20 protein-coding genes are annotated in these 20,359 nt (G+C 43.7%); 1 reads left to right on the forward strand and 19 read right to left on the reverse strand.

The window, feature by feature from the left end:
* The 6 genes from FPZ44_RS23370 to lpdA all read right to left on the reverse strand — a co-directional run bounded on the left by FPZ44_RS23370 (position 1) and on the right by lpdA (position 7,027).
* The gene (locus tag FPZ44_RS23370; RefSeq protein ID WP_144994500.1) at positions 1 to 1,239 is read right to left on the reverse strand and encodes a chloride channel protein; all 1,239 of its coding nucleotides are present in this window, start codon (positions 1,237 to 1,239) and stop codon (positions 1 to 3) included.
* Positions 1,240 to 1,569: 330 nt separating this feature from the next.
* Positions 1,570 to 2,511, reverse strand: coding sequence for a nucleoside hydrolase (locus FPZ44_RS23375; RefSeq protein ID WP_144994501.1), 942 nt, complete (start codon positions 2,509 to 2,511; stop codon positions 1,570 to 1,572).
* 606 nt (positions 2,512 to 3,117) lie between these two features.
* Positions 3,118 to 3,663, reverse strand: coding sequence for a cupin domain-containing protein (locus FPZ44_RS23380; protein ID WP_144994622.1), 546 nt, complete (start codon positions 3,661 to 3,663; stop codon positions 3,118 to 3,120).
* Positions 3,664 to 3,848: 185 nt separating this feature from the next.
* Positions 3,849 to 4,475 (reverse strand): type 1 glutamine amidotransferase family protein, encoded by a 627-nt coding sequence (locus tag FPZ44_RS23385; RefSeq protein WP_144994502.1) that lies wholly within the window; start codon positions 4,473 to 4,475, stop codon positions 3,849 to 3,851.
* A 116-nt stretch (positions 4,476 to 4,591) separates the two neighbouring features.
* Complete coding sequence (locus tag FPZ44_RS23390) at positions 4,592 to 5,557, reverse strand: helix-turn-helix transcriptional regulator (RefSeq protein ID WP_144994503.1); 966 nt, start codon at positions 5,555 to 5,557, stop codon at positions 4,592 to 4,594.
* A 93-nt stretch (positions 5,558 to 5,650) separates the two neighbouring features.
* Positions 5,651 to 7,027 carry a dihydrolipoyl dehydrogenase gene (gene lpdA / locus FPZ44_RS23395; protein WP_144994505.1) on the reverse strand — a complete coding sequence of 459 codons (1,377 nt, stop codon included), beginning with the start codon at positions 7,025 to 7,027 and terminating at the stop codon, positions 5,651 to 5,653.
* Positions 7,028 to 7,223: 196 nt separating this feature from the next.
* Between lpdA and FPZ44_RS23400 the strand changes: the two genes are divergently transcribed.
* Positions 7,224 to 7,796: a TetR/AcrR family transcriptional regulator gene (locus tag FPZ44_RS23400; protein WP_144994624.1), complete on the forward strand. Its 573-nt coding sequence runs from the start codon at positions 7,224 to 7,226 to the stop codon at positions 7,794 to 7,796.
* 134 nt (positions 7,797 to 7,930) lie between these two features.
* On the opposite strand, the gene FPZ44_RS23405 is transcribed toward FPZ44_RS23400, so the two are convergent.
* The 13 genes from FPZ44_RS23405 to FPZ44_RS23465 form a co-directional block, all read right to left on the reverse strand.
* Positions 7,931 to 8,350: a (deoxy)nucleoside triphosphate pyrophosphohydrolase gene (locus tag FPZ44_RS23405; protein WP_144994507.1), complete on the reverse strand. Its 420-nt coding sequence runs from the start codon at positions 8,348 to 8,350 to the stop codon at positions 7,931 to 7,933.
* Entirely contained in the window at positions 8,347 to 9,183 is an 837-nt protein-coding gene (locus tag FPZ44_RS23410; RefSeq protein ID WP_144994509.1) for an HNH endonuclease, read from the reverse strand. The genes FPZ44_RS23405 and FPZ44_RS23410 overlap by 4 nt, the downstream gene beginning before the upstream one ends.
* Positions 9,184 to 9,488: 305 nt before the next feature.
* A complete protein-coding gene (locus FPZ44_RS23415) occupies positions 9,489 to 10,196 on the reverse strand; it encodes a DNA alkylation repair protein (RefSeq protein WP_144994511.1) in 708 nt (235 codons plus the stop codon).
* Between the two features lie 287 nt (positions 10,197 to 10,483).
* The gene (locus FPZ44_RS23420) at positions 10,484 to 11,062 is read right to left on the reverse strand and encodes a DUF4256 domain-containing protein (RefSeq protein ID WP_144994513.1); all 579 of its coding nucleotides are present in this window, start codon (positions 11,060 to 11,062) and stop codon (positions 10,484 to 10,486) included.
* Positions 11,063 to 11,076: 14 nt separating this feature from the next.
* Positions 11,077 to 11,469 carry a hypothetical protein gene (locus FPZ44_RS23425; protein ID WP_144994515.1) on the reverse strand — a complete coding sequence of 131 codons (393 nt, stop codon included), beginning with the start codon at positions 11,467 to 11,469 and terminating at the stop codon, positions 11,077 to 11,079.
* A 352-nt stretch (positions 11,470 to 11,821) separates the two neighbouring features.
* Positions 11,822 to 12,142, reverse strand: a complete 321-nt coding sequence (locus FPZ44_RS23430; RefSeq protein WP_144994517.1) for a MerR family transcriptional regulator — start codon at positions 12,140 to 12,142, stop codon at positions 11,822 to 11,824.
* Positions 12,143 to 12,594: 452 nt separating this feature from the next.
* Positions 12,595 to 13,560 (reverse strand): tRNA dihydrouridine synthase, encoded by a 966-nt coding sequence (locus tag FPZ44_RS23435; RefSeq protein WP_144994626.1) that lies wholly within the window; start codon positions 13,558 to 13,560, stop codon positions 12,595 to 12,597.
* A gap of 180 nt (positions 13,561 to 13,740) precedes the next feature.
* Positions 13,741 to 14,028, reverse strand: coding sequence for a HesB/YadR/YfhF family protein (locus FPZ44_RS23440; protein ID WP_144994519.1), 288 nt, complete (start codon positions 14,026 to 14,028; stop codon positions 13,741 to 13,743).
* Between the two features lie 100 nt (positions 14,029 to 14,128).
* On the reverse strand, positions 14,129 to 15,664 hold the full coding sequence (locus FPZ44_RS23445) for an L-lactate permease (RefSeq protein ID WP_144994521.1): 1,536 nt from the start codon (positions 15,662 to 15,664) through the stop codon (positions 14,129 to 14,131).
* Between the two features lie 307 nt (positions 15,665 to 15,971).
* On the reverse strand, positions 15,972 to 17,348 hold the full coding sequence (locus FPZ44_RS23450; RefSeq protein WP_144994523.1) for an ABC transporter substrate-binding protein: 1,377 nt from the start codon (positions 17,346 to 17,348) through the stop codon (positions 15,972 to 15,974).
* Positions 17,349 to 17,376: 28 nt separating this feature from the next.
* Positions 17,377 to 18,489, reverse strand: a complete 1,113-nt coding sequence (locus FPZ44_RS23455; RefSeq protein ID WP_144994525.1) for an efflux RND transporter periplasmic adaptor subunit — start codon at positions 18,487 to 18,489, stop codon at positions 17,377 to 17,379.
* A gap of 13 nt (positions 18,490 to 18,502) precedes the next feature.
* Complete coding sequence (locus FPZ44_RS23460; RefSeq protein ID WP_144994526.1) at positions 18,503 to 19,351, reverse strand: carbohydrate ABC transporter permease; 849 nt, start codon at positions 19,349 to 19,351, stop codon at positions 18,503 to 18,505.
* Between the two features lie 11 nt (positions 19,352 to 19,362).
* Entirely contained in the window at positions 19,363 to 20,241 is an 879-nt protein-coding gene (locus FPZ44_RS23465) for a carbohydrate ABC transporter permease (protein ID WP_144994528.1), read from the reverse strand.
* Positions 20,242 to 20,359 lie beyond the last annotated feature (118 nt).

Genomic DNA, 20,359 nt, shown 5'->3' on the forward strand with positions numbered 1-20,359 from the left:
TCAGGAGACCTTGGGTGTTCGCCATTTCAATTTGAACACAAACATCGGTAAATATGCTGCTAGCACGATCAATACGATCAACTTTATCGGGAATAGCATAACAAATAGTAATACAACCGCTATTGGTTTTTGAAGTACGGCACTAGATAACGCAGTCGTAACAACCGTAATAGAGGTCACCGGATCTACAGGGAATAACATCGCAATCCCATACCCTATGCTTACCCCCGCGAAAATAATGGGAAAAATATGTCCTCCCCGCCAACCCGAGGCTAAACAAAACTCAGTCAAAAATAACTTCACGATACCGATCCCCAACAATAAATAAGCAGACATATGCGTCCACTCTACAGCTAATTCTGTTAGCTCATGCTCCCCGGAAAACATCGTAATCGGAAGGAGCGTTCCGATTAACCCTAACATCAAACCGCCAATAACCGCTTTTATTACTTTGTACTGTTCTAGCGGTTTAAGAACGTTATGCAGTATATGACCAAACCACTCATACAATTTTGCAAACAGTACTCCTAGTAGGATTAGTGGGATGATCGCTACTAATTCATTCACACCCACATGTGCCGCTCCAAAATCCGCTAACGTAAACTGTCTGTTGTCTATTTTGGACAGCAAAATAAAAATAATAAAGCCCGCAGCCGTTGTAACGGCATAGACTAACGTCTTGATCCATTTCATGCGCTTGGAATCTTTTTTATCTTCCAATAATGTAGAAGCTCCAAATAGCGGTGATCTGAAAATCATACCGACAGCAGCTTCAACACTATACTCGATTACGATTTCACCATGTTCTTTTAGCACCGTTCTTTTCTTCACAAATGACTTAATAGCATCTCCTGACCATGTAGCAAGTCCCCCAACAATACCAACCAAAGCCGCCTCGGGACCGAGACTAGCCCCAAATGAAAGCACACATATAGCCGTTATTACACTTTTATATAAAGAACGGTAATCGATTCTTTTAGTCGTCTTAAATTCCGCCATTACCTGATCCATCGTACGGGGGTAATTGCCAAAGTACTTTTGACATAAGCCAACCAACACTCCTCCAATTAAACAAATGAGGATCGTCCAGTATTTCATATCCATCATCTTCGGTATATCAGACCAGATAAGATGAGTTGTAACCGAAACGACAGCTAGAAAGCTCCAAGTCAGAAGTCCTGTAATCCCGCCAATAAATATACTGTACAAAAATAAATTGCCTAGACCTAATAATTTCATGGTGTGGTGTGTTCCTACTTTCCTGCGGAGTTAAACTCCAAGATGCTGTTCCTGTTACCATTTCAACTCTTTTCAACATGGGCGTTAATCATTTCATTATTTATTTCACTAAATCAATTCAGCTTCATTATTATTCATTATTCATGTTGGTAATATTCTCATTGTCTTTCTTATTACTTCCCCACGGCAAAGAAGTGGATAGGAATCAGAGCTAGTCTGAAATCCTATCCACTTTATTTTTCAGACGATAGCTTCTAACATCATACATAATTCAATTCAGCACCTTGTTCAAGAAAATAACTCACTTTTTCTCGGTTATGAGGAAACTCGTTACTTCGCTTTTTTCGCCAAATCTGTTATGTAATCAAAAAACGCATCCCGATCTACGTCATAAACAACATGTACCGACCGTCCTACATCCGTTGCAACTGTTCTACCTTGGCTTGCACCTTCTGTTATGACAATGCTGTTTACCTTTTGCACCTTTACTAGATCGGTCTTGCCGATAAACGCTGTCGTTAGTACATCCCATAAAAAGTACGTAGAGTTCGTTGTGAAATGTACAAGTGGCGGCACTATCGCGTAGCATTGGCCAAGAAAATCTACACCCGTATACTTCCGTTTCTTCGCCCAGCGTTGGCGAACATCTAACGTAAGCGGTACTTTATTCGTGCTCTCCAATGCTACAAGAACAATCTCGATGCCACTCGACCATACACGCGCAGCAGCTTCAGGATCCCAATAAACATTCCATTCAGCTGTTCCATCATGCTCTGGCTCCTCCACATTGCCTTCTTCACGAAACGTTCCGCCCATCCACACAAGCCGCTCAATTTTTTCTTCTAGGGTTGGATCGATATCTAAAGCGCGAGCAAGATCAGTCAACGGACCTGTAAATAACAATGTTGTCTTACCCTCCCTTGCACGCAGCGTGTCAATAAGATGTAGATGTGCTGGCTTGTTCGCTACTGGAGTAACAACTTTGCCAGACTCATTAAGAAGCGGAAGTGCTTCTACATAGAAAGCATGCATACGCCAATCCTTTGGAAAAGGATTTTTCCCCCGGGAATTAGATGCTGCCACAGCCAGATTGATGCCATCACCAAAACGATCGATAATTTTACGGCTTGCCATCATAGCTGGTTCCAAGTAGCAATCCGCTGGAATCACCGAAACCCCCGTCACATTCACATTGTCCATTTGCAGCAACAAAAATAACGAAGTCAAATCATCAACGCTACCGTCATGGTTGAAGTAAATGTTTTTCTTCATCCTGCTGTCACCATTCCCATGTATCAACTTAACAAAGTGTATGCTGCTCTACTTCGAATTGCTTCTGCATTAACTATATTTTCATTCGCGTTAAACCATGCGACTGTACTATTTCGGCACAGCCAAAGCTGCATTAGTGGAAGCAAGTTAGATTAGTGACAATTATGCAGTTATTTAAGCTGAAAGTGGCCTTTTAGGGAGAATATCGGCAAAAATGCATTTATTTTTGTTTCTTTTCCCCTTATAGGGGCTGATCGAGTAAATTAACTGCACTTTTGTCCATACCATCCTGCCACGCCGAAATAAACGACTGAGCACGGAATAAATACAAGCCATTTCGCATCTACGTTGGCCTACTTTTAACATTTGGAAAAACTAAACTAATCGTCGATTAGCTCCTTGCCACACATTGCACATATGAAATAAAAAGTAGACCGCCTTGTGCTAAGGTATACGGTCTACTTTAGATAGAAGTATCATCTTGTTAAGCCAACCGCCCTTAAAAGCGGCTATTGTATCAGAGGTCATGCTCGCACCATGACCCTCTTTCTTTATCTTTTTGATTTCCTGCCAATTTGCCATGCTTCGGTTAGAATCTTGTGGCGCTTACTCAGAAGCCATCGCAATGGCCTTCGTTTCATGAACGGTACCAAACGGATGCTCTGGCGGGGCATAAATCGTATATACTTTGAGTGGTTTGTTCCCTGTATTTATTACATTATGCCATGTCCCAGCAGGGACCAAAATGGCATAGTCATCATCAACCCTTTGTTCAATTGTTAAGTTATCTTTTCTATCACCCATTCGTACAAGTCCTTCTCCTTCTTCAATTCGTATGAATTGATCCGTATTAGGATGGACTTCTAAGCCGATATCATCTCCAACATTAATGCTCATCAAAGCGACTTGCAGATGTTTCCCCGTCCATAGAACAGTACGATAATTGCGATTTTGCTCAGAAGCTTGATCAATATTCACGACAAAAGGATTTGGTCCATAGTCCTTTAGCTGAATAAGTCTATCTGCAGCATGCTCATTATGGTTCCAGTTATATTGATGAGGATACCAGTTGTAGATGGAATGATGGTTACTCCCGTTGATAGGGCTCGCGGGGCTATGCCATTGATAGCCATTACATGACTTACAGTACAAATTCATACTCATGTATATGTTCCTCTCATGAATGAATCGTTTACCTCCATCCTATGCATTCGCCTATCTAAAGGTAACATTAGCCCCTAAAATTCTCCGACCCTTTCATCATCCACATCGTTCAACTCAACGTTCAACTGCGTCCCTTGCTTTTTCTCCTCTTACTATCGTTCTTGAGGATACCTTCATTGAATGGAGTCCATCAATTCATAGTAATACTGGGGTTCACGAGTCTTATTAAGACTATACCAGGCTTCTAAACTTTTAGATGAAAACACACCTAGAGCTTTTAAAATATGTACGGAAAATTCCAACGAAGCTACTCCAGATGCGGTAATCAGTGATCCATCTGTTACAGCAGCCCCCATTTTGTAATACGCTTCGCCCTTGTAAGTAGGACAGATCATTTTAAGGTATTCTAGATCATTGCTAGTATGCGAACGTGAATTTAGTATTCCTGCTTGAGCAAGTCCCATTGTAGCGCCACAAATTGCAGCAACTAATATACCTTCCTTTAAACAACCCTCTGCCATTTTTATAATGGGCTGGTGTATAGCTTCTGTCCATGTATCTCCTCCAGGTAAAATCAATGCATCAATGCTAGCCATACTGCACTCATCTAATTTGATATCAGGCTGAATTTTTAATCCACCCATTGTAGTTATAGGAGTCTTATCAATGCCCACCGTAACGATTTTTATCGGGGACAGCCCCTTTTTAAAATATCTTCCCGAATTCAGCTCAGCAGTTACGTAACCAATTTCCCAATCCGCCATGGAGTCAAACACATAAAGATATACTGTATTGTTCATTTTTAAATCCCCCTTATTTTCACATCCATTAGATGATGCCAACCACATTCATCAGTACTCAATGATTGATCTTCATAATAAAACAGCTTCACTGACATCTGCTGTCAGTGAAGCTGTTAACGTTGATAATGTTCCATTAATTCCGATGCAATAGCAACAAGTTTATCCTTCACACTCTGGGGTTCGATTACTTGGACGGACTTTCCGTAGGATAGGAGCAAATAAGGAACATAGGCATGAACGGCTTCTTCCTCTAGCAAAAAGATTGCGTGCTCAGATGTCCGCTCTTTCAGATGATGCCCCAAGTACCAATGCAGACATAAATCATCTAATGCCTCTGTCCTGCCTCCAACAGTTACAGAAATTAAGCTGTCTTTGCCTATTATATCGGGCAGCAGATTTTGCATAAAAAATGCACGGGCCGAAAAATCTTCAGAACGCTTAAATAGGTGTTGAGTACCCTTGATTTGTAGAATCCGATCTACTCGGAAGCAGCGAATCTCATTTCTAAGGTGGCAAAAGGCAACCGTATACCATTTATGATTCCAGTAAACCATTCCATAAGGATCTACCAACCTGTTCTTGGACTGCTCCTCACGGCTTGTTCGATATGCAATCTCAACAGAATATTCGTTCGCTACAGCTTGCTCCAATTCCATCAATATCGGCTGAACAGAAGGAGGAGCTGCCGTCCGATTTATAACTTCAAATCCAGTTAACTGACGGCTAAGGTTACTTGCCTGCTCCTGATTCGAATACATTTTCAATTTTGATGTCGCGGTATTTAATGCCTCAGTCAAAGGGTATCCCGCTTCATTTGCAAATACAGCAGCATGAAGCAGAGCCTTTTTTTCTTCCATATCAAATAGCAGCGGCGCTTTAATAAAATGATTCAACAAGCTATACCCGCCATGATGACCTGCGTCGGATATGATAGGCACTCCACTAGCACATAATGCATCGATATACCGATAAACGGTCCTAATATTGATTTCTAGCTTTTCGGCTATTTGTTTTGCAGTTATTTTTCCGCCTGAATTCAACATCCATAGAATGGCCAGCATATTATCGTTTTTTGGCATAAGATGAACCTCTATCGTTTATTAAATCTCAATACTATATACATATCATTTTATTCGCCTATCTATCAACTTCATCTCTTCTATTCCCATTCTCTACTTCATTTTTCTTGCCGCGTTTTCGGCAGCCTCCATAATTACTTCACCCAATGTGGGATGAGGATGAATGGTCATAGACAAGTCCTCTACGGTGGCGCCCATCTCGATAGCAAGTGCAAGCTCCGATATAAGTGTTGATGCCTCTACCCCAACAATTTGTGCACCGATCACGATGCCCGAGGTCGGGTCCGCCACAATCTTGACGAATCCTTCGGATTCCCCGAGCGCCAATGCTCTTCCGTTAATCGCAAAAGAGGCTTTCCCTATAACGATCGGGATAGCTTTCGCCTCTGCTTCCGTTTCACTTAAGCCAACGCTGGCTAGCTCTGGATTAGAAAAGACAACAAGAGGAATAGCTTTGTAATCAATCTCAGAGGTAAGACCTGTAATAGCTTCTGCCGCAATCTTTGCTTCATAGGACGCCTTGTGAGCGAGAGCCGGACCAGCCGTAACATCTCCAATCGCAAATATATGCGGGATAGCAGTTCTACACTGTTTGTCTGTCTCGATTAGTCCCCTGCTCGTTACTCGTAAGCCAATACGCTCCAGCCCTAGCTTTCCGTCTGTGTTTGGCTTTCTACCGATAGTGACTAATGCATATTTTGCTGTAACCTGATGCCGCTCCTGGTTTTTCAAATAATGCAGAGTAATTTCATTCGCATTCTGTACTACTTTTTCTGCCGTTGCCTCGGTAATAATAGTAATACCATCGGCTTTCAACTGACGTACAACAGGGGCCATAATATTCGCCTCGAATCCTGGAAGCACTTGATTGCCTCCCTCCAGAATCGTTACCTTTGTTCCGAATTTCGCATACATTTGCCCCAGCTCGACCCCTATATATCCGCCACCTATAACGACCAAGCTGGTCGGAACGTCAGGGAGCGACAATGCTTCTGTCGAAGACAAAATACGCCCTCCAACCGGAAATGCTTGCAGCTCAATGGGACGAGATCCCGTTGCCAGTATGGCGTGCTTAAAAGAAATGGTTTGCTTCTGACCATTTTGTTCGATAACAACCGTATGCTCATCAACGAAACCAGCCTCTCCTTCTAGAATGATTACACCAGCAGTCTGTAATAAATAACGAACCCCACCAGCCTGCTTATTCACGATCCCTTGCTTGAAATCCTGAGCTGTCTTAAATGACACTGCCGGATCCTCATGATTGAACTGTCTGAGCAAACTATAACGATGCGATTCTGCAATTAATGCTTTGGATGGAATACACCCAACATGCGTACATACTCCACCAAGCTGACCGCGCTCAACAATCGCCGTCTTCATGCCAAGCTGTGAAGATCGCAGTGCTGCCACATAGCCTCCCGGACCAGATCCAATGACCAATGTTTCTACGGACTCAAGCTTACTCATATCCTAATACCTCCAGTTGAAGTTGCTTTTAAAATATGATGATCATAATATATTATAGTCATCATATTTTATAAACGTCAACATCTGTGTTTAGCCTTTCTTGAACTAACAACTACCGAATTGCTAAATTGACAGGCTTTATTATGACGCCTATAATATTTTAAAAATAGAATGATAAAGCTGTGGAGTGATTACAATACCGTATCCCAAAGGACATAAGCTAAAAGTGCGGAATAAGATCGTCGAAAGTGCTGCCAAGGCTTTTCGCACCCATGGTATCCACAATGTAAGTGTTCCGTTCATTATGAAAGGGGCCGGATTGACTCATGGAGGGTTTTATTCACACTTTGACAACAAAGAACAGCTGGTCGCCGAAGCATGCCGGTATGCCATCAGTGACACCATTGCGCTTTTGCAGCAAGCCGCTGACGCTGACCAGGAGAAACAGAACTCGAAGATCAATACAGTCATTGACTATTATTTAAGTCCGTATCATCGCGACAACACAGAGATGGGTTGTATTATTCCTGCCCTTTCTGGCGAGATATCCCGTTCTTCAGAAGAAATTCGCCAAGTATTCACCTATGAGTTGGAGCGGATGATTGCTTTTATTTCTAATCTAGCGGAAATTGACACAGTCAAAGGCAGCTCACTATTCAGTTCCATGGTCGGCTCTCTTATTCTTGCACGGACTGTTAGTGATACTGATTTGAGCAATAACTTTCTCTCTGCAGGTAAGAAGCAAGCCAAAGAGCTGATTATGAGCTGACATAAATGCATAAATGATACGAGCCATGTTTTCTTATATGATCTACAGCTTTGTAGGCTGTTGTATCCATCCTGTTCAGCCACTAAACACAAAAACACGCCAACAAATGGCGTGTTTTTTGTATTTAGTGGAACCTAAAGGAGAATCGACCGTTCCCAACCGTTACTCTCGCAACAAAGAATATCAATAGTTGGAATATCTGCTGGAGCCCAGTGTAGATTTCTAATATCTTTTCGTGCAGTCCACTCAAGCTTCTCATGTTCAGTTGCTACGGGTGATCCAGAAATAATTTTTGCTTCATATGTAATCAATCTAACTTTAATCGTTGGGTACTCATGCACTATATCAGTGATAAATTCCCCAACCTCTATCTCACACAGTAGTTCTTCTTTAATTTCCCTTACCAGTGCGGCCTGATGGTCTTCACCTGGTTCAATTTTCCCTCCTGGAAACTCCCAGTAACCTGGAAGAGACATTTTCATAGACCGAAGTGCACAAAGAATTTCATCACGATCATTAATGATGACAGCCCCTACAACGTCGACTTGTTTCATTCTGTATTCCTTCCTTTAGCAGCACTTATAAGTTTGGAAATATCATCTGGCGAGTCAAGAATATGCATTTTTCGATGACAGTTAGGACATAAAGCTACGGTATTATCTATAGAATCATCTCCGCCTCTTGCCAACCAAACAATATGATGTGTCTCCAAGTATGGCTCTCCCTGTTTATTTTCAAACGGAGCTGGCTTATCACATAATTGACAAACTCCCTTGGCACATCGTTTCACATATTCAGCAACATAGATATCACGTTCAAAAGTTGTAGTGACAACTTGCTTTCTCCTAACCTTTCTCCTAGAAGCTCCTGCTCGGATCTTCAAGTTCTGATCAGTCATACGTTTTGCTTTTTTCTCTCGCACAACTAATGCTTCATAAATTAAGGTTTTCGATGGTTCATAGACAAATCCCTCGTCTTTCAATTTCACGGGGAATACCCAGACGTTTCTCATATTCTCCTTTTCATCAGCTTGTTGTTCCTGATAAGGATCATCTGCAAGCTCAACTCTTCCTCTATATATGTATTCCCGAAGTTTAAATACTTCAAATAGGTGTACCTCGACACCGTTTTGATTTGATTCAAACAATGTTCTATTTTGCATAAAGGTATAGCTTTGATCATCGCGTTTACCCATACCCGTATAATGCAGTACATTATCAATCCATCGGTCATCATATAGCGATTCTACGTGATTCGATACAATTACTAAGGAATTGGTCTCCTTCGATCTTCTCATCCCACCTTGGGGAGAACATTTAAATATTTTTCGTAATTGATCATTATCTAGGACGTCACCAGGTTCGAGTCCATGCCATCTTGTTGACATATTTTCACCATCCGTATGCAGCAATTATCTCGTCATTGTTGTACATACTCCTAATCATAAAGGTAGAAGTTATCATGTTTCCATGAAATAACTGGATATCCCATAACACGTTCTTCCGTGCGAACATGAAAAACCTCTCGAACTATGCCGAGAGGTTTAATTATTATTGATGGGACCTTATATATTTTGCAAGTATCGTACAAGTATTTAATTGCTATCGACAGCACGATATAACCATTTACGAACCATGGATACCACGCACGCACTCCAGGTAACTCTTTTACTTCATCTAGTAGCCAACGAGATTAACACCTTACATGCTTGCGTTTAAATCCAACCTGCCCTTTATCAACAGCCTTTTGAATATTTTCAGACGCGTTAATGAACTTGCTTTTTGCTTTATCTTTTTGAACTTCAACTGGACCTACTGCCTTTGCAGTTTCAACCGCCAGATCGTGAAGCGGCGTATAGGAAGTTGCTACGGTGTATATAAAATTATTCATCGAGTACTTCGTTCTATCAGGAGCTTCATGAATCGTATTTTTCACCATCTCAAGCATGTTGGCGAGTTTGATTTCGGAAAACTCATGATCTTTACGATTGCCCAAAAGCCAGCAATAACAGCTCCAACCTGCTGACATTTTCAACTCTTCACCGCTTGTGATCCAATCATCTGCAACTTCTTGTGCAATATCTGCTTCTGCTAACGTAACAGCAACCACATAGTCAGACAGCATATAAAAATACGCCGTATCCATCCAACGATCAAAATCCGCCGTCGTCATTGCTTTTGGGTCTGCAATAACACCCGCAAAGTACATAGCGTCATAGTTGCCTGTAGCATAAAGTTGCTCAGCCAACTCTTGATTGATTTTGATTTTTTTTGCGATTGGCTTCATTTGACCTGTAGCCACACCAAAAAGCGGTTCGTGAGCGCCATTGGACATATATATTTTCTTTGTTCGTTCCTTACCGAGCGCTTCAAGCTCTTGCATGACCGTTTCTAGATTCATCGTATATCAACTTCTTTCTTTGGATAGTTTTCCACTAAAATTATTAAAATGATAATCATTAATTCTATTATCATGTTATCCTCATTGCTCTCTCTATTATACAAAAAGGCACCCATACCCCACACCCTTTTGAAGTGTCCAAACAATGGGTACCCGCTTCCCTACAAACTCCCAGCCTTACCCTTTAGGAATAAAAATAAGCGAGGGAAATCACTCCCCCGCTTGTAGCTACTTTGACGTTAACGTTGCTGCACCTTGAACTCGCCAAAAGCAGCTTTCAATTGTATTTAAACCCTTAGCGAGCCACGGAATCCCCTAGCCGCATAATACGATTCTGCTCCATTATGGTACACAAAGACCATGTCATAACGTCGATCACAGAAGATAGCCCCACCAAGCTTTCGAATATTAGCAGGTGTTTGCACCCAGCTCGATGTTTTCAAATCGAAATTTCCAAGCTTCTGTAGCTCTCGGTATTGCTCTTCCGTTAGCAGCTCAATGCCCATGGCAGCAGCCATATCAATCGCGTTATTTTCTGGCTTATGTTGTTTCCTTGACTCCAGTGCTTCAAGATCGTAACAAATACTTCTGCGACCTTTAGGACTTTCTTTGGAACAATCATAGAAAATGTATTCGCCCAACTGTGCATCATAACCAACAACATCCGGTTCGCCTTCGGTCTTCTCCATTTCATGGAGTGACCACAGTTTGTCAGGATTCGCTTCGAGCTTCGCTTGAACGTTAGCCCATTCAAGGTCTGAATGGCGGTCCATATTTTTCTCGAAACGTGCTTTTAATAATGTGAGTAGTTCCTCATGTTGTTCTAGCGATAACTCCTTTTTACTGCTGCTTGGACCCGTTGTCATATTCATTTCCCCCTTTATTTACTTTCCAAAATTTCATTGAAAATTAGCCCTTCCCCATCCATATTAATAATTTTAAAGCGATTCGTGTTTTTAATAAATATGGTCTTGTATTGCTCTTTACCGTCTTGGTTCATAAGCAGAAGAATTCGTTCTCTCTCGTTATCGGTTACCGTTTTGATAGTATAGTCTTGCTTATAGATATTTTGAATAATAGTGTCATATTCAGGTAATGAAGACCATTTATCATGGCTCGTACTTTCTTTTGCAAGTTGTTTGTTTTCTTGCAAAGCTTCTGTCTGTACGGATTGCTGATTTCCTTCAACGTTATTACTGATATCTGTTTGATCACCACTGCAAGCAGTCAGTATAGTTGCTGCCCCAAATAATAGTATAACCAGTTTGTTCATGCTAAGTCAGCTCCTGTTGTATGATTGCTTTTCATTCTATTATACTTGTTCTCATTTTTTCTAAAACGTGCCCCTAAACCTTTAATACCCCCTTCGCCAAAAAATAAAAAGAGAGAGGCTAACCCTCTCTCCTTCCTATGTACACCAATACAAAAGCTGATGTAGTACCGAACAGCAACATTCTTGATATGAAAATAGGGAACAGCTTGATGGAGCTAGGTTTTCCCCGTTCTCCATTCATTCGTCCCCCGACATCATCATGTCTTTATTCCATTTTAGTAGAACTTATTTATTGGTGACAACCTCTCTTACTAACAAAGCCAATGATTCTACATAGGATGAGTGCTGACGGTTATTCTGAACGTTGTGCCAACTTCGCAAACGCTTCGTTTATAAGCTTCATTCGATCTCCCACTTTTTTCGCCGCCGCGTCTAACGTATATCCATCATCTAGGAGTTCCTTGACTAAGATTATTTTTTTAACGTTCAAATAATCATACTTTCGGGTTGTTCCTTCGGCTTCTTGGGATGAATGTATAATCCCTTTCTCTTCCCAGTACCTGATTTGTCTGGTTGGAACACCTGTAATTTCAGATACTTCACCAATCCCGACAACTAATTTACTCAATAAATCGAAATCCAATAGATTTTTTAACTCTTCATTTGAATTCATATGATCACCTTCAGTAAAAAAATGGCTTTGAAATCATTTTACTGCATATGAAGAATTGCTACAACAGCACGATAAATATTGACATCGATTGTAATTAAGTTGCAATCTCAGACAAAGTTGAGCCCGGTCTTTTTAAGAAATTAGATCATTGATGGATCGATAAAAATGATGAAAGCATTACATTAAAACAAGGCATCCACTGAGTCAATGGTAGAGTTACTGAAAAATGACTGTATGCTAGTTGGGTTAAAACAAATAAAAAGATACGTTGTGAAACAAAACAAGCCGCCAACGTAACATTGGCGGCTTTCACATCGAACTAATCGTAATCATAAAAGTTTGCAAAATGATGTAAGTCCCAATGGTAGCGGTAGCTCTAGTTGTTACCCTTCGGCCTCACACTCACTCTCCATCATGTACCCAATGCGGAAACCGGCCCATTAACTGAACCTTTACAGTTCCTCCACCACAAATTCATCGAGCAACGCACGCACTTGACTTGTTGACTTGGCGTTCATTAAGCTATTTCTTAATTCACCTGCTCCTCGGAAGCCACGAACATAGATTTTGAAGAAGCGCGTAAGAGCGCTGAACGAACGTGACTCCTGTGCTGAATAGTGATCATGGAGATCCAGATGCAGCCGAAGCAGACCAAGCAATTCCTCACTGCTGTGTTCCTTTGGCTCCTTCTCAAAAGCAAACGGATTCTGGAAAATACCGCGTCCAATCATAACTCCATCAACACCGTATTGTTCAACGAGCTTTAATCCGGTCTGACGGTCAGGAATATCCCCGTTAATAGTAAGAAGTGTATCTGGTGCCACCTCATCACGAAGTTTCTTGATCTCCGGAATCAGCTCCCAGTGAGCGTCTACTTTGCTCATTTCCTCTCTTGTCCGCAAATGGATGGACAAATTAACAATGTCCTGTTTCAGAATATGGGTTAACCAGTCGCGCCATTCGTCTACTTCAGTGAAGCCGAGCCTTGTTTTTACGCTGACGGGCAATCCTCCGGCTTTGGCGGCCTGAATAATATCCGCTGCAACTTGGGGACGGCAGATTAGACCGCTTCCCTTCCCATTCTCAGCTACATTCGCTACAGGACAACCCATATTGATATCGATACCTTTAAACCCTTCTTTCGCCATGCCGATACTCATTTGACGAAAGAATTCCGGCTTATCTCCCCAAATATGGGCTACAATGGGCTGTTCATCCTCTGTAAAAGTCAACCGTCCGCGCACACTATGGTGCCCCTCCGGGTGACAATAGCTCTCTGTATTTGCAAACTCCGTAAAAAACACATCCGGTCTGGCTGCTTCACTTACAACATGGCGAAACACAACATCCGTCACATCTTCCATCGGGGCCAGTACAAAAAAAGGTCGTGGTAAATTACGCCAAAAATTATCCATTATATCAAATACCTCTCTATACATACCAGGACATCTCTTCATCCCTACATGGTGAAGGTAACCTGTTCATATCTTTGCTTCTTCTTCACTTATAGCATGTTTCAGCAATGTAGTTCAAACGGCAGTATATGTTATATCACAGACACTCAAATGAATATATCATACCCCAGACACGGTCAACATTTACCCAACGATCATATTGATCTCTTCCAACTTTTCATCGAAAGAAATGGTTAGATCTTTGCTGTCAAGATACCAGAGATTATCTTCTTCCATATAAAAATGAATGCCCTCTACCGTATGGGTAAGTCCTGGACTGTTAGGCTCATCCTTCGTAATACCGAGTGATAATCCAGGGCACACACTTCCGCAGCCACCCATCTTTACGAAAATCCGCAAGTTGTCACCATCTACTAATTCCATTTGCTCTCTGTACCAACGTGCCGCCATTGTTTCTACTACCAATTTCATCTCTCTCAACTCCTTACTCTATCTATGCTGCTTCTATTGTAACCCGAAGAAACAGTTAAGAGCCATTCCATCTTACACATGAACGGCTCTTAGTTTAATTTCAATATATAATCAGGTTCACTACACCTACAAAAACTAATAAGATTAGGCTTATCTTTATCGTAAATGAAAATATTTTGTTTTCCTGTCCCACCATACCAACAGCGGCAGCAGCAACGGCTATGGACTGTGGGGAAATCATTTTTGCCATATCTCCCCCTATGACGTTAGCGGCCACCATCGCAGCAGGGTTAATGCCGATTTGATTGGCCGTTATAGTCTGAAGCGGAGCAAATAATGAACCGCTGTTTACAACGGAGCCGGTCAAAAATACCCCTATCCATCCTAGCACCGGAGCGAACAGTGGAAACACTCCCCCTGTTGAAGCAAACGCAAGCCCAAGGGTTGAAGACATCCCTGAATAGTTGCAAATATAAGCAAATGCCAACACGGAACAAATGGTTGCGATCGGAATTGCCAGTTCCTTGACCGTTTCGATTATCGTTTCTTTTATTGTCTTCCACCTGATCTTGTAAATAATAATGGTAAGTATCGATGCGTAGACGATTGCGCTTGTAGTCGAAGACAGCAGATCCACACTAAAAATAGCACTGAATGGAACGGGTGCATTTACAACAGGCGGTAATTTGTTAATCAGTTCATGCACACTTGGAATAGGGAAGCTGACCATCATATTTTCAAATTTCACTTTGGAAAAAAGAATAACAAGCACCGTAAGCAGAATGAAAGGCATCCATGCGTTCACCAATGTCTTCACACTCGCCTGCTGGGTCGGCTTCAAAAAAATGTACAAGGTAATTAGGCTGACTGAGGCAGACAGAATGTCTACCAGCGGTGCGCCTATCGTATTTAATACAATCCATTGAGTTATTGAATAGGAAGCTGCAGCAACTACAATCGTTGGCAGCGTTTCTTTTATTCCTTTCCATCCATCCATCAAGAACACCAACAGAAACGGTAATATAAAGCTAATTAACGGTATTATGTATGATGTCCGTGCTGCAACTTCCAATGCTGACAAGTCCGTTAGCAAAGCAGGTGTTGTCACTGGAATTCCCATTGCGCCATAACTGCCCCCCGCGATATTTGCCACTAGGCACAATCCCGCTGCCTTTATTGGATTAAAGCCTAATCCTGTTAGGATAACTGCTGTAATGGCCACAGGCGCACCAAAGCCCGCTGCTCCTTCAAGAAACGCTCCAAAGCAATAAGCAACAAGTATCACCTGAATTCGTTTGTCCGGGCTTAGTGAAGTAATACTTTTCTTAATAATATCAAACTTCCCGGTTTTCTCTGTCAGCTTATACAAGAAAATAGCAGCCAGAACAATGGTAGCAACGGGGTACAGTCCTGCCAGAATGCCATATACACCAACCCAGGCAACTTTTGAAGCAGGCATGCCATAAACGAAGAAAGCAATGACAGCAGCAACAAGTGCACTTATCACCCCAGCAATATGCCCTTTCATTTTTACTACCGTTAACAGAATAATAAATCCCGCGATTGGAATAGCAGCTACTAACGCAGATATCCATATATGATCGAATGGGTCATACAATTGATTCCACACTACCAATGCCCCCTTTTTGTTAACTAATATTTTGCAAAAGGAAGAATACTATTCACCATTGCGCCAAATTAACAAGGGGTAGACAAGCATTGAATATCTTTTAACTACGCATATAACAAAATAACCTGTACACTATTTCGTGTGCAGGTTACAACATTCATTTTGCCGTTCTTTTAACCATTAGGCCCACACAACAATCAAACTCTAGTAGACGCACACGATTCCCACTTTCGCATCCTCCTCCGTAGTCCAGAGACAAAGCCTGGTCTGCAGATAAACTATCGAACAGACCTTGTCTGATGTCCGGTTGCCGTTACTCGTTCAAATAGGTTTTGATCCGATTCTGAATCAGCTTTGCGACAGTATCCGCTGTCTTCTCTCCGGCAAAGAATGCGGCCGTTTCGGTTTCTACGATGTCCATCAATCGGGGATCGCTGCCATGGAAATACCCGGGCTGCCCGATATAGGCCATCAGTCGTTCCCTCTCTTGTGCCGTGACTTCTGCCGGTTCCTTCGTTTTCACGCTCGATTTATCCGTGGTTCCAAACACCATCATTCCTGATCCGTTCCTCTTCAGCTTACTGGCGACGGCAGCTTTATTCATCGGTAACCCCGCCCACATGCCGGGATTCGACTGCGCCTTTTCCGATAGCAAGTAGCTTATAAATTTCCATGCTTCTTCGGTCACTCCGGATTTGGAATTGATCGCCAGCATCATGTTGGATGAGAAGCGTAATCCCGAATGCTTGCCGTTCCCGGGCGGATTCCAAATTTGCCGCTTGGACTGCAGCGTCTCCAGAGCAATCAGGGGACTGGCAAGCGACTGATCGCGAAAAATATCCCGGTTTTCGATGGCCTTGTCAAAGTTGTCGGACAGCATTCCCTTGCCATACAGTTCCTTCAACTGATTCAATAGCCCGACAAACTCCTCGGTATCAAAGCTGGCCGTTTTCTCCTCCTGGTTGATGTAATGGTCATAGTCGGACATCACGATCTTCCGCAGCAGCGCTGTGGGCGCAACGCCCCCCATAATTTCCAGATCGCCCGGCAGATCCTTCGCCAGCTCCGCCCCCTGAAGCAGCAGATCACTCCACTTCCAGCTTGCGTCCTCCACCTTCAATTGCTTCGGCTCCAGCGCACTGCTCACGAAGTGAATGTCATACCAGATCGGTGCGACCACCTTCTTGCCCCCTCCGTTGGCCGCGTCCATGACATTGCCGAACACGTTCGCGGAGTCAAAATCCTGATCCTTCTCCATCAGAGCTCCAAGGTCGGCAAGCACTCCCTTGTCCGCATATTTCTCAATATTCAGCTCACTAACAGAGATAATGTCGGCTCCCTTGCCAGACATGAGATCGGTGTTTATCGCGTTCCTATATTTCTCTAGGTCAGCCGGACTGACCTCGCCCAGTACGTTTATAACCTTGCTGGGGGAGCGCTCAGGCAGCGCCACATACTCCTTGATGACGATATCCACATTCGGATACTTGCTTTCATAAGCCTTCTCAGCTTGCTCCAGCCACCCTCCCGGGTCTTTCTGCACAACGGCCATCGTCACAACCGTTTTCCCTCCGGTTGATTCGTTCGATGTCTTATTCCCATTGATCTCATTATTATCATTCGAGCTCGAGCAAGCCGTTACAGCGACAGCCAGCACAAGCAAGCCAATTCCCCAAGTCCATCTTCTCATCTCACAAACTCCTCTCCTATTCTTCCACCTACATTCTGACTAGATCGCCATCATTCACAGGCTCACTGCTTTCCGCCACAATCTTCTCTTCCCCAATCAATCCGTCCAGTATCACCTGGTTCCGCTCATCCATATCTCCAAGCTTGACATAACGTTTCCGGGTCATAAATTTATTGCCAAGCGGTCCCTTCCGTTCTTCCACGATGTATACAAAATGGCCTTGCGCATCGCTATGCACGACTTTTTTCGGCACCGTCGCCATCGCTAGTTCGGACTTTCGCTCCCAATGAATGCCTACAGCTTCACCCCCTTTCAGCTTCGCAACGGTAACCCGAAAGGAAAGCTGTTTCCCGGCTGCAGCATTCTCGGTGGCTTCCGCATCCTTGATGTCAGTCACGATGGCTGGTATCAAATCTCGCTGGTCCCCGTTCATATAGAGCTCAACCTCTTCGCCAACCTTTAGTCCGCGAACCTGTTCGTTCGCAACCGTCAGCTTCCAGCCAAGGCCTTGGCTAAGATCCGCAATTTGGATGACAGGCCTCCCCACAGCAGCGGGCACTCCAAGGTCGGCATTCACTTCGGTCACGATTCCGTCGAGCGGTGCAACAACAAATTGTTGCTTGCTTAAGGCTTCCCGCATCCCGCTCAACTTTCGCTCCTTAATTTGCATCCCCAGCTTCAGATCTTCTAAGGCCACTCGCGCCTTACGCAGTTCCTCTTCCGACGACTGAGCATAGACGGCGGCTTTAAATTCGTTCTGCAACCCCTCCAGTTTCAGCTGGTTCTGCTTGTATTCCGCCTCTCCATCGAGTAACGCGTTGCGAGCCTCGGTTGTATCAAGCGTCAGCAGCCTTTGCCCTTTCTTCACCTTATCCCCCACCTTCACTTCGATTAGCGCCACTTTCCAACCGGAGTTGTCATATACCGATTCGATCTTTCGCGGCGTCAGCGTTCCTTCGCCTTTGATCACATAGCTCAACTGCTGATGCACCGCCTTCTCGGTTCGCACTTTCGGATACGTTAACTGCTGGATGGTGTTGGAGAAGAAGGTTGTCAGCAGCATCAGCCCGAAAAACAGAGCTGCAGCGATGCGGATGTTTCGTTTACGCTTGGTACGAAGTACATTCCCGATTTCCATCATTCAACCTGCCTTTCTACCCTTTCACACCCGATAACTGAATGCCTTCAATCAGATCATTCTCTGCGTACAAGAAGACGAACACCATCGGGAGCATATACAACACGGCTGCGGCAAAGGCCAGCCCAAGCTCCCCTTCATTAATTCGGGACAAATAAATGGACAACGGCTGCTTGAACGCGTCATGCAGGAAGATCAGCGGCTGCTCCACCATATTCCAATAATCAACGAACATCAGAATGACCAGCGCGGCAATGCCGGGACGCGACATGGGGACAATGATATGCACGAAGATGGTCACGTAACCGGCGCCGTCGATTTTCGCGGCCTCCACATAGGAGCGTGGGATTCCGATCATGAACTGCCGAAGCAGGAAGACACCGAAAGCAGAGAAGATGCCTGGAAGAATAATCGCCGCGCGGCTGTCCAGTAAACCAAGCCAGTCCATGGCCAAATAATTCGGCACTAAGGTCACTTGAAAAGGCATCAACATCGTTATTATGTAAAGGAAAAACAACGTTTCTCTGCCACGAAATTGGAATTGCGATAGCCCGAATGACGCCATGGTCGCCACGACGACTTGCCCCACCACAATAGGCACGACCAACAGCAAGGAATTCCAGAACATGATTAAGAACTGCATGCGATCAAATAACAGCACCTTGTACTGCTCCAGACTGACCCAGTCGGGAATCCATTTTAGGTTGACATAGCCGGTATCTTTTTTTTCCATGCTGTAATTAAACCGGATTTCTGCTTCTGTCATAAAGGAATTACTGACCGTAAACACAAGCGGAAAAAGCATGATCAACGCAAGGATGAGCAGAACGGAGAAGCGCGCACCTGTTTTCAACGACTCCTTCATACGTCCCTCCATTACGACACGCTTCCGTGAAATTTCCGTTCGAAACGGAACAGGATCACGACCACAAGGATAATTGCCACAGCCATCAGAAAGGACGCAGAGGTAAGCTTCTGGTAATCCAGCGCCTGAAACATGTTATTCATGTAATGCTGGAGAAAATAGATGCTTTCATGCGGATAATCTCCCGCGATCAAATACGTCTCCCGAAACACTTTGAATGAACTAATGATCGACATGATCGCCACAAAAAACGTCGTTGGCGTCAAATAAACCAGTGTAATGGACCACAATTGCCGGAACGGCCCGGCACCATCCAGAGCGGCCGCCTCGTAATAGTCCTTCGGAATGTTCTGCAATCCAGCCAGAAACAGGATCATGTTATAGCCAATCGTCTTCCACAGATAAACCAACAGCACAACGACGCGAGCCCAAGGCGAGTTCATCCAGTCTGCAGATTCGCCTCCCCATAGCGTCCAGAGCGCATTGACTGCGCCAGAGCGATCGAACAACAGCTGCCATACCAGAACAATCGAAGCCACCGGCACTACAAGCGGCATCACATACGTGGCCCTGAGCCAATTGCGCAAGGGCAGGGCGCGATTGAGCATCAGCGCCAGCGCTAGCGAGATCGCCATCACGAGAGGTACACCCATTACGGTGAACAGTCCGGTGTTCTGTGCGGCAAGGCGGAAGGAGTCGCTCTGCAGCAGTTCCCTGTAGTTGGCCAAGCCGACAAACGAACCTTGTATAGGACTATCCATCAAGGAATAATAAAATCCGGCGACAAACGGCAGCAAATAGAACAGGGCAAATCCCACCAGACTGGGCGCCAGAAATAACAAGGCGATGTTCGTCTCGCGATAAAATATCTTTTTCACTATGTTCCTCATGGGCATCCCTCCTCGGAACCCATCTTACGGCGGCCTTGTGAAATCCGTATGAAAACCGTTTGAAATTCACAAGAAGATGGTTGGAAGGCTCTTTTTTCATATAAAATTCATATCAACA

The organism is Paenibacillus agilis, from assembly GCF_007786455.1.
Taxonomy (GTDB): Bacteria; Bacillota; Bacilli; order Paenibacillales; family Paenibacillaceae; genus Paenibacillus_B; species Paenibacillus_B agilis.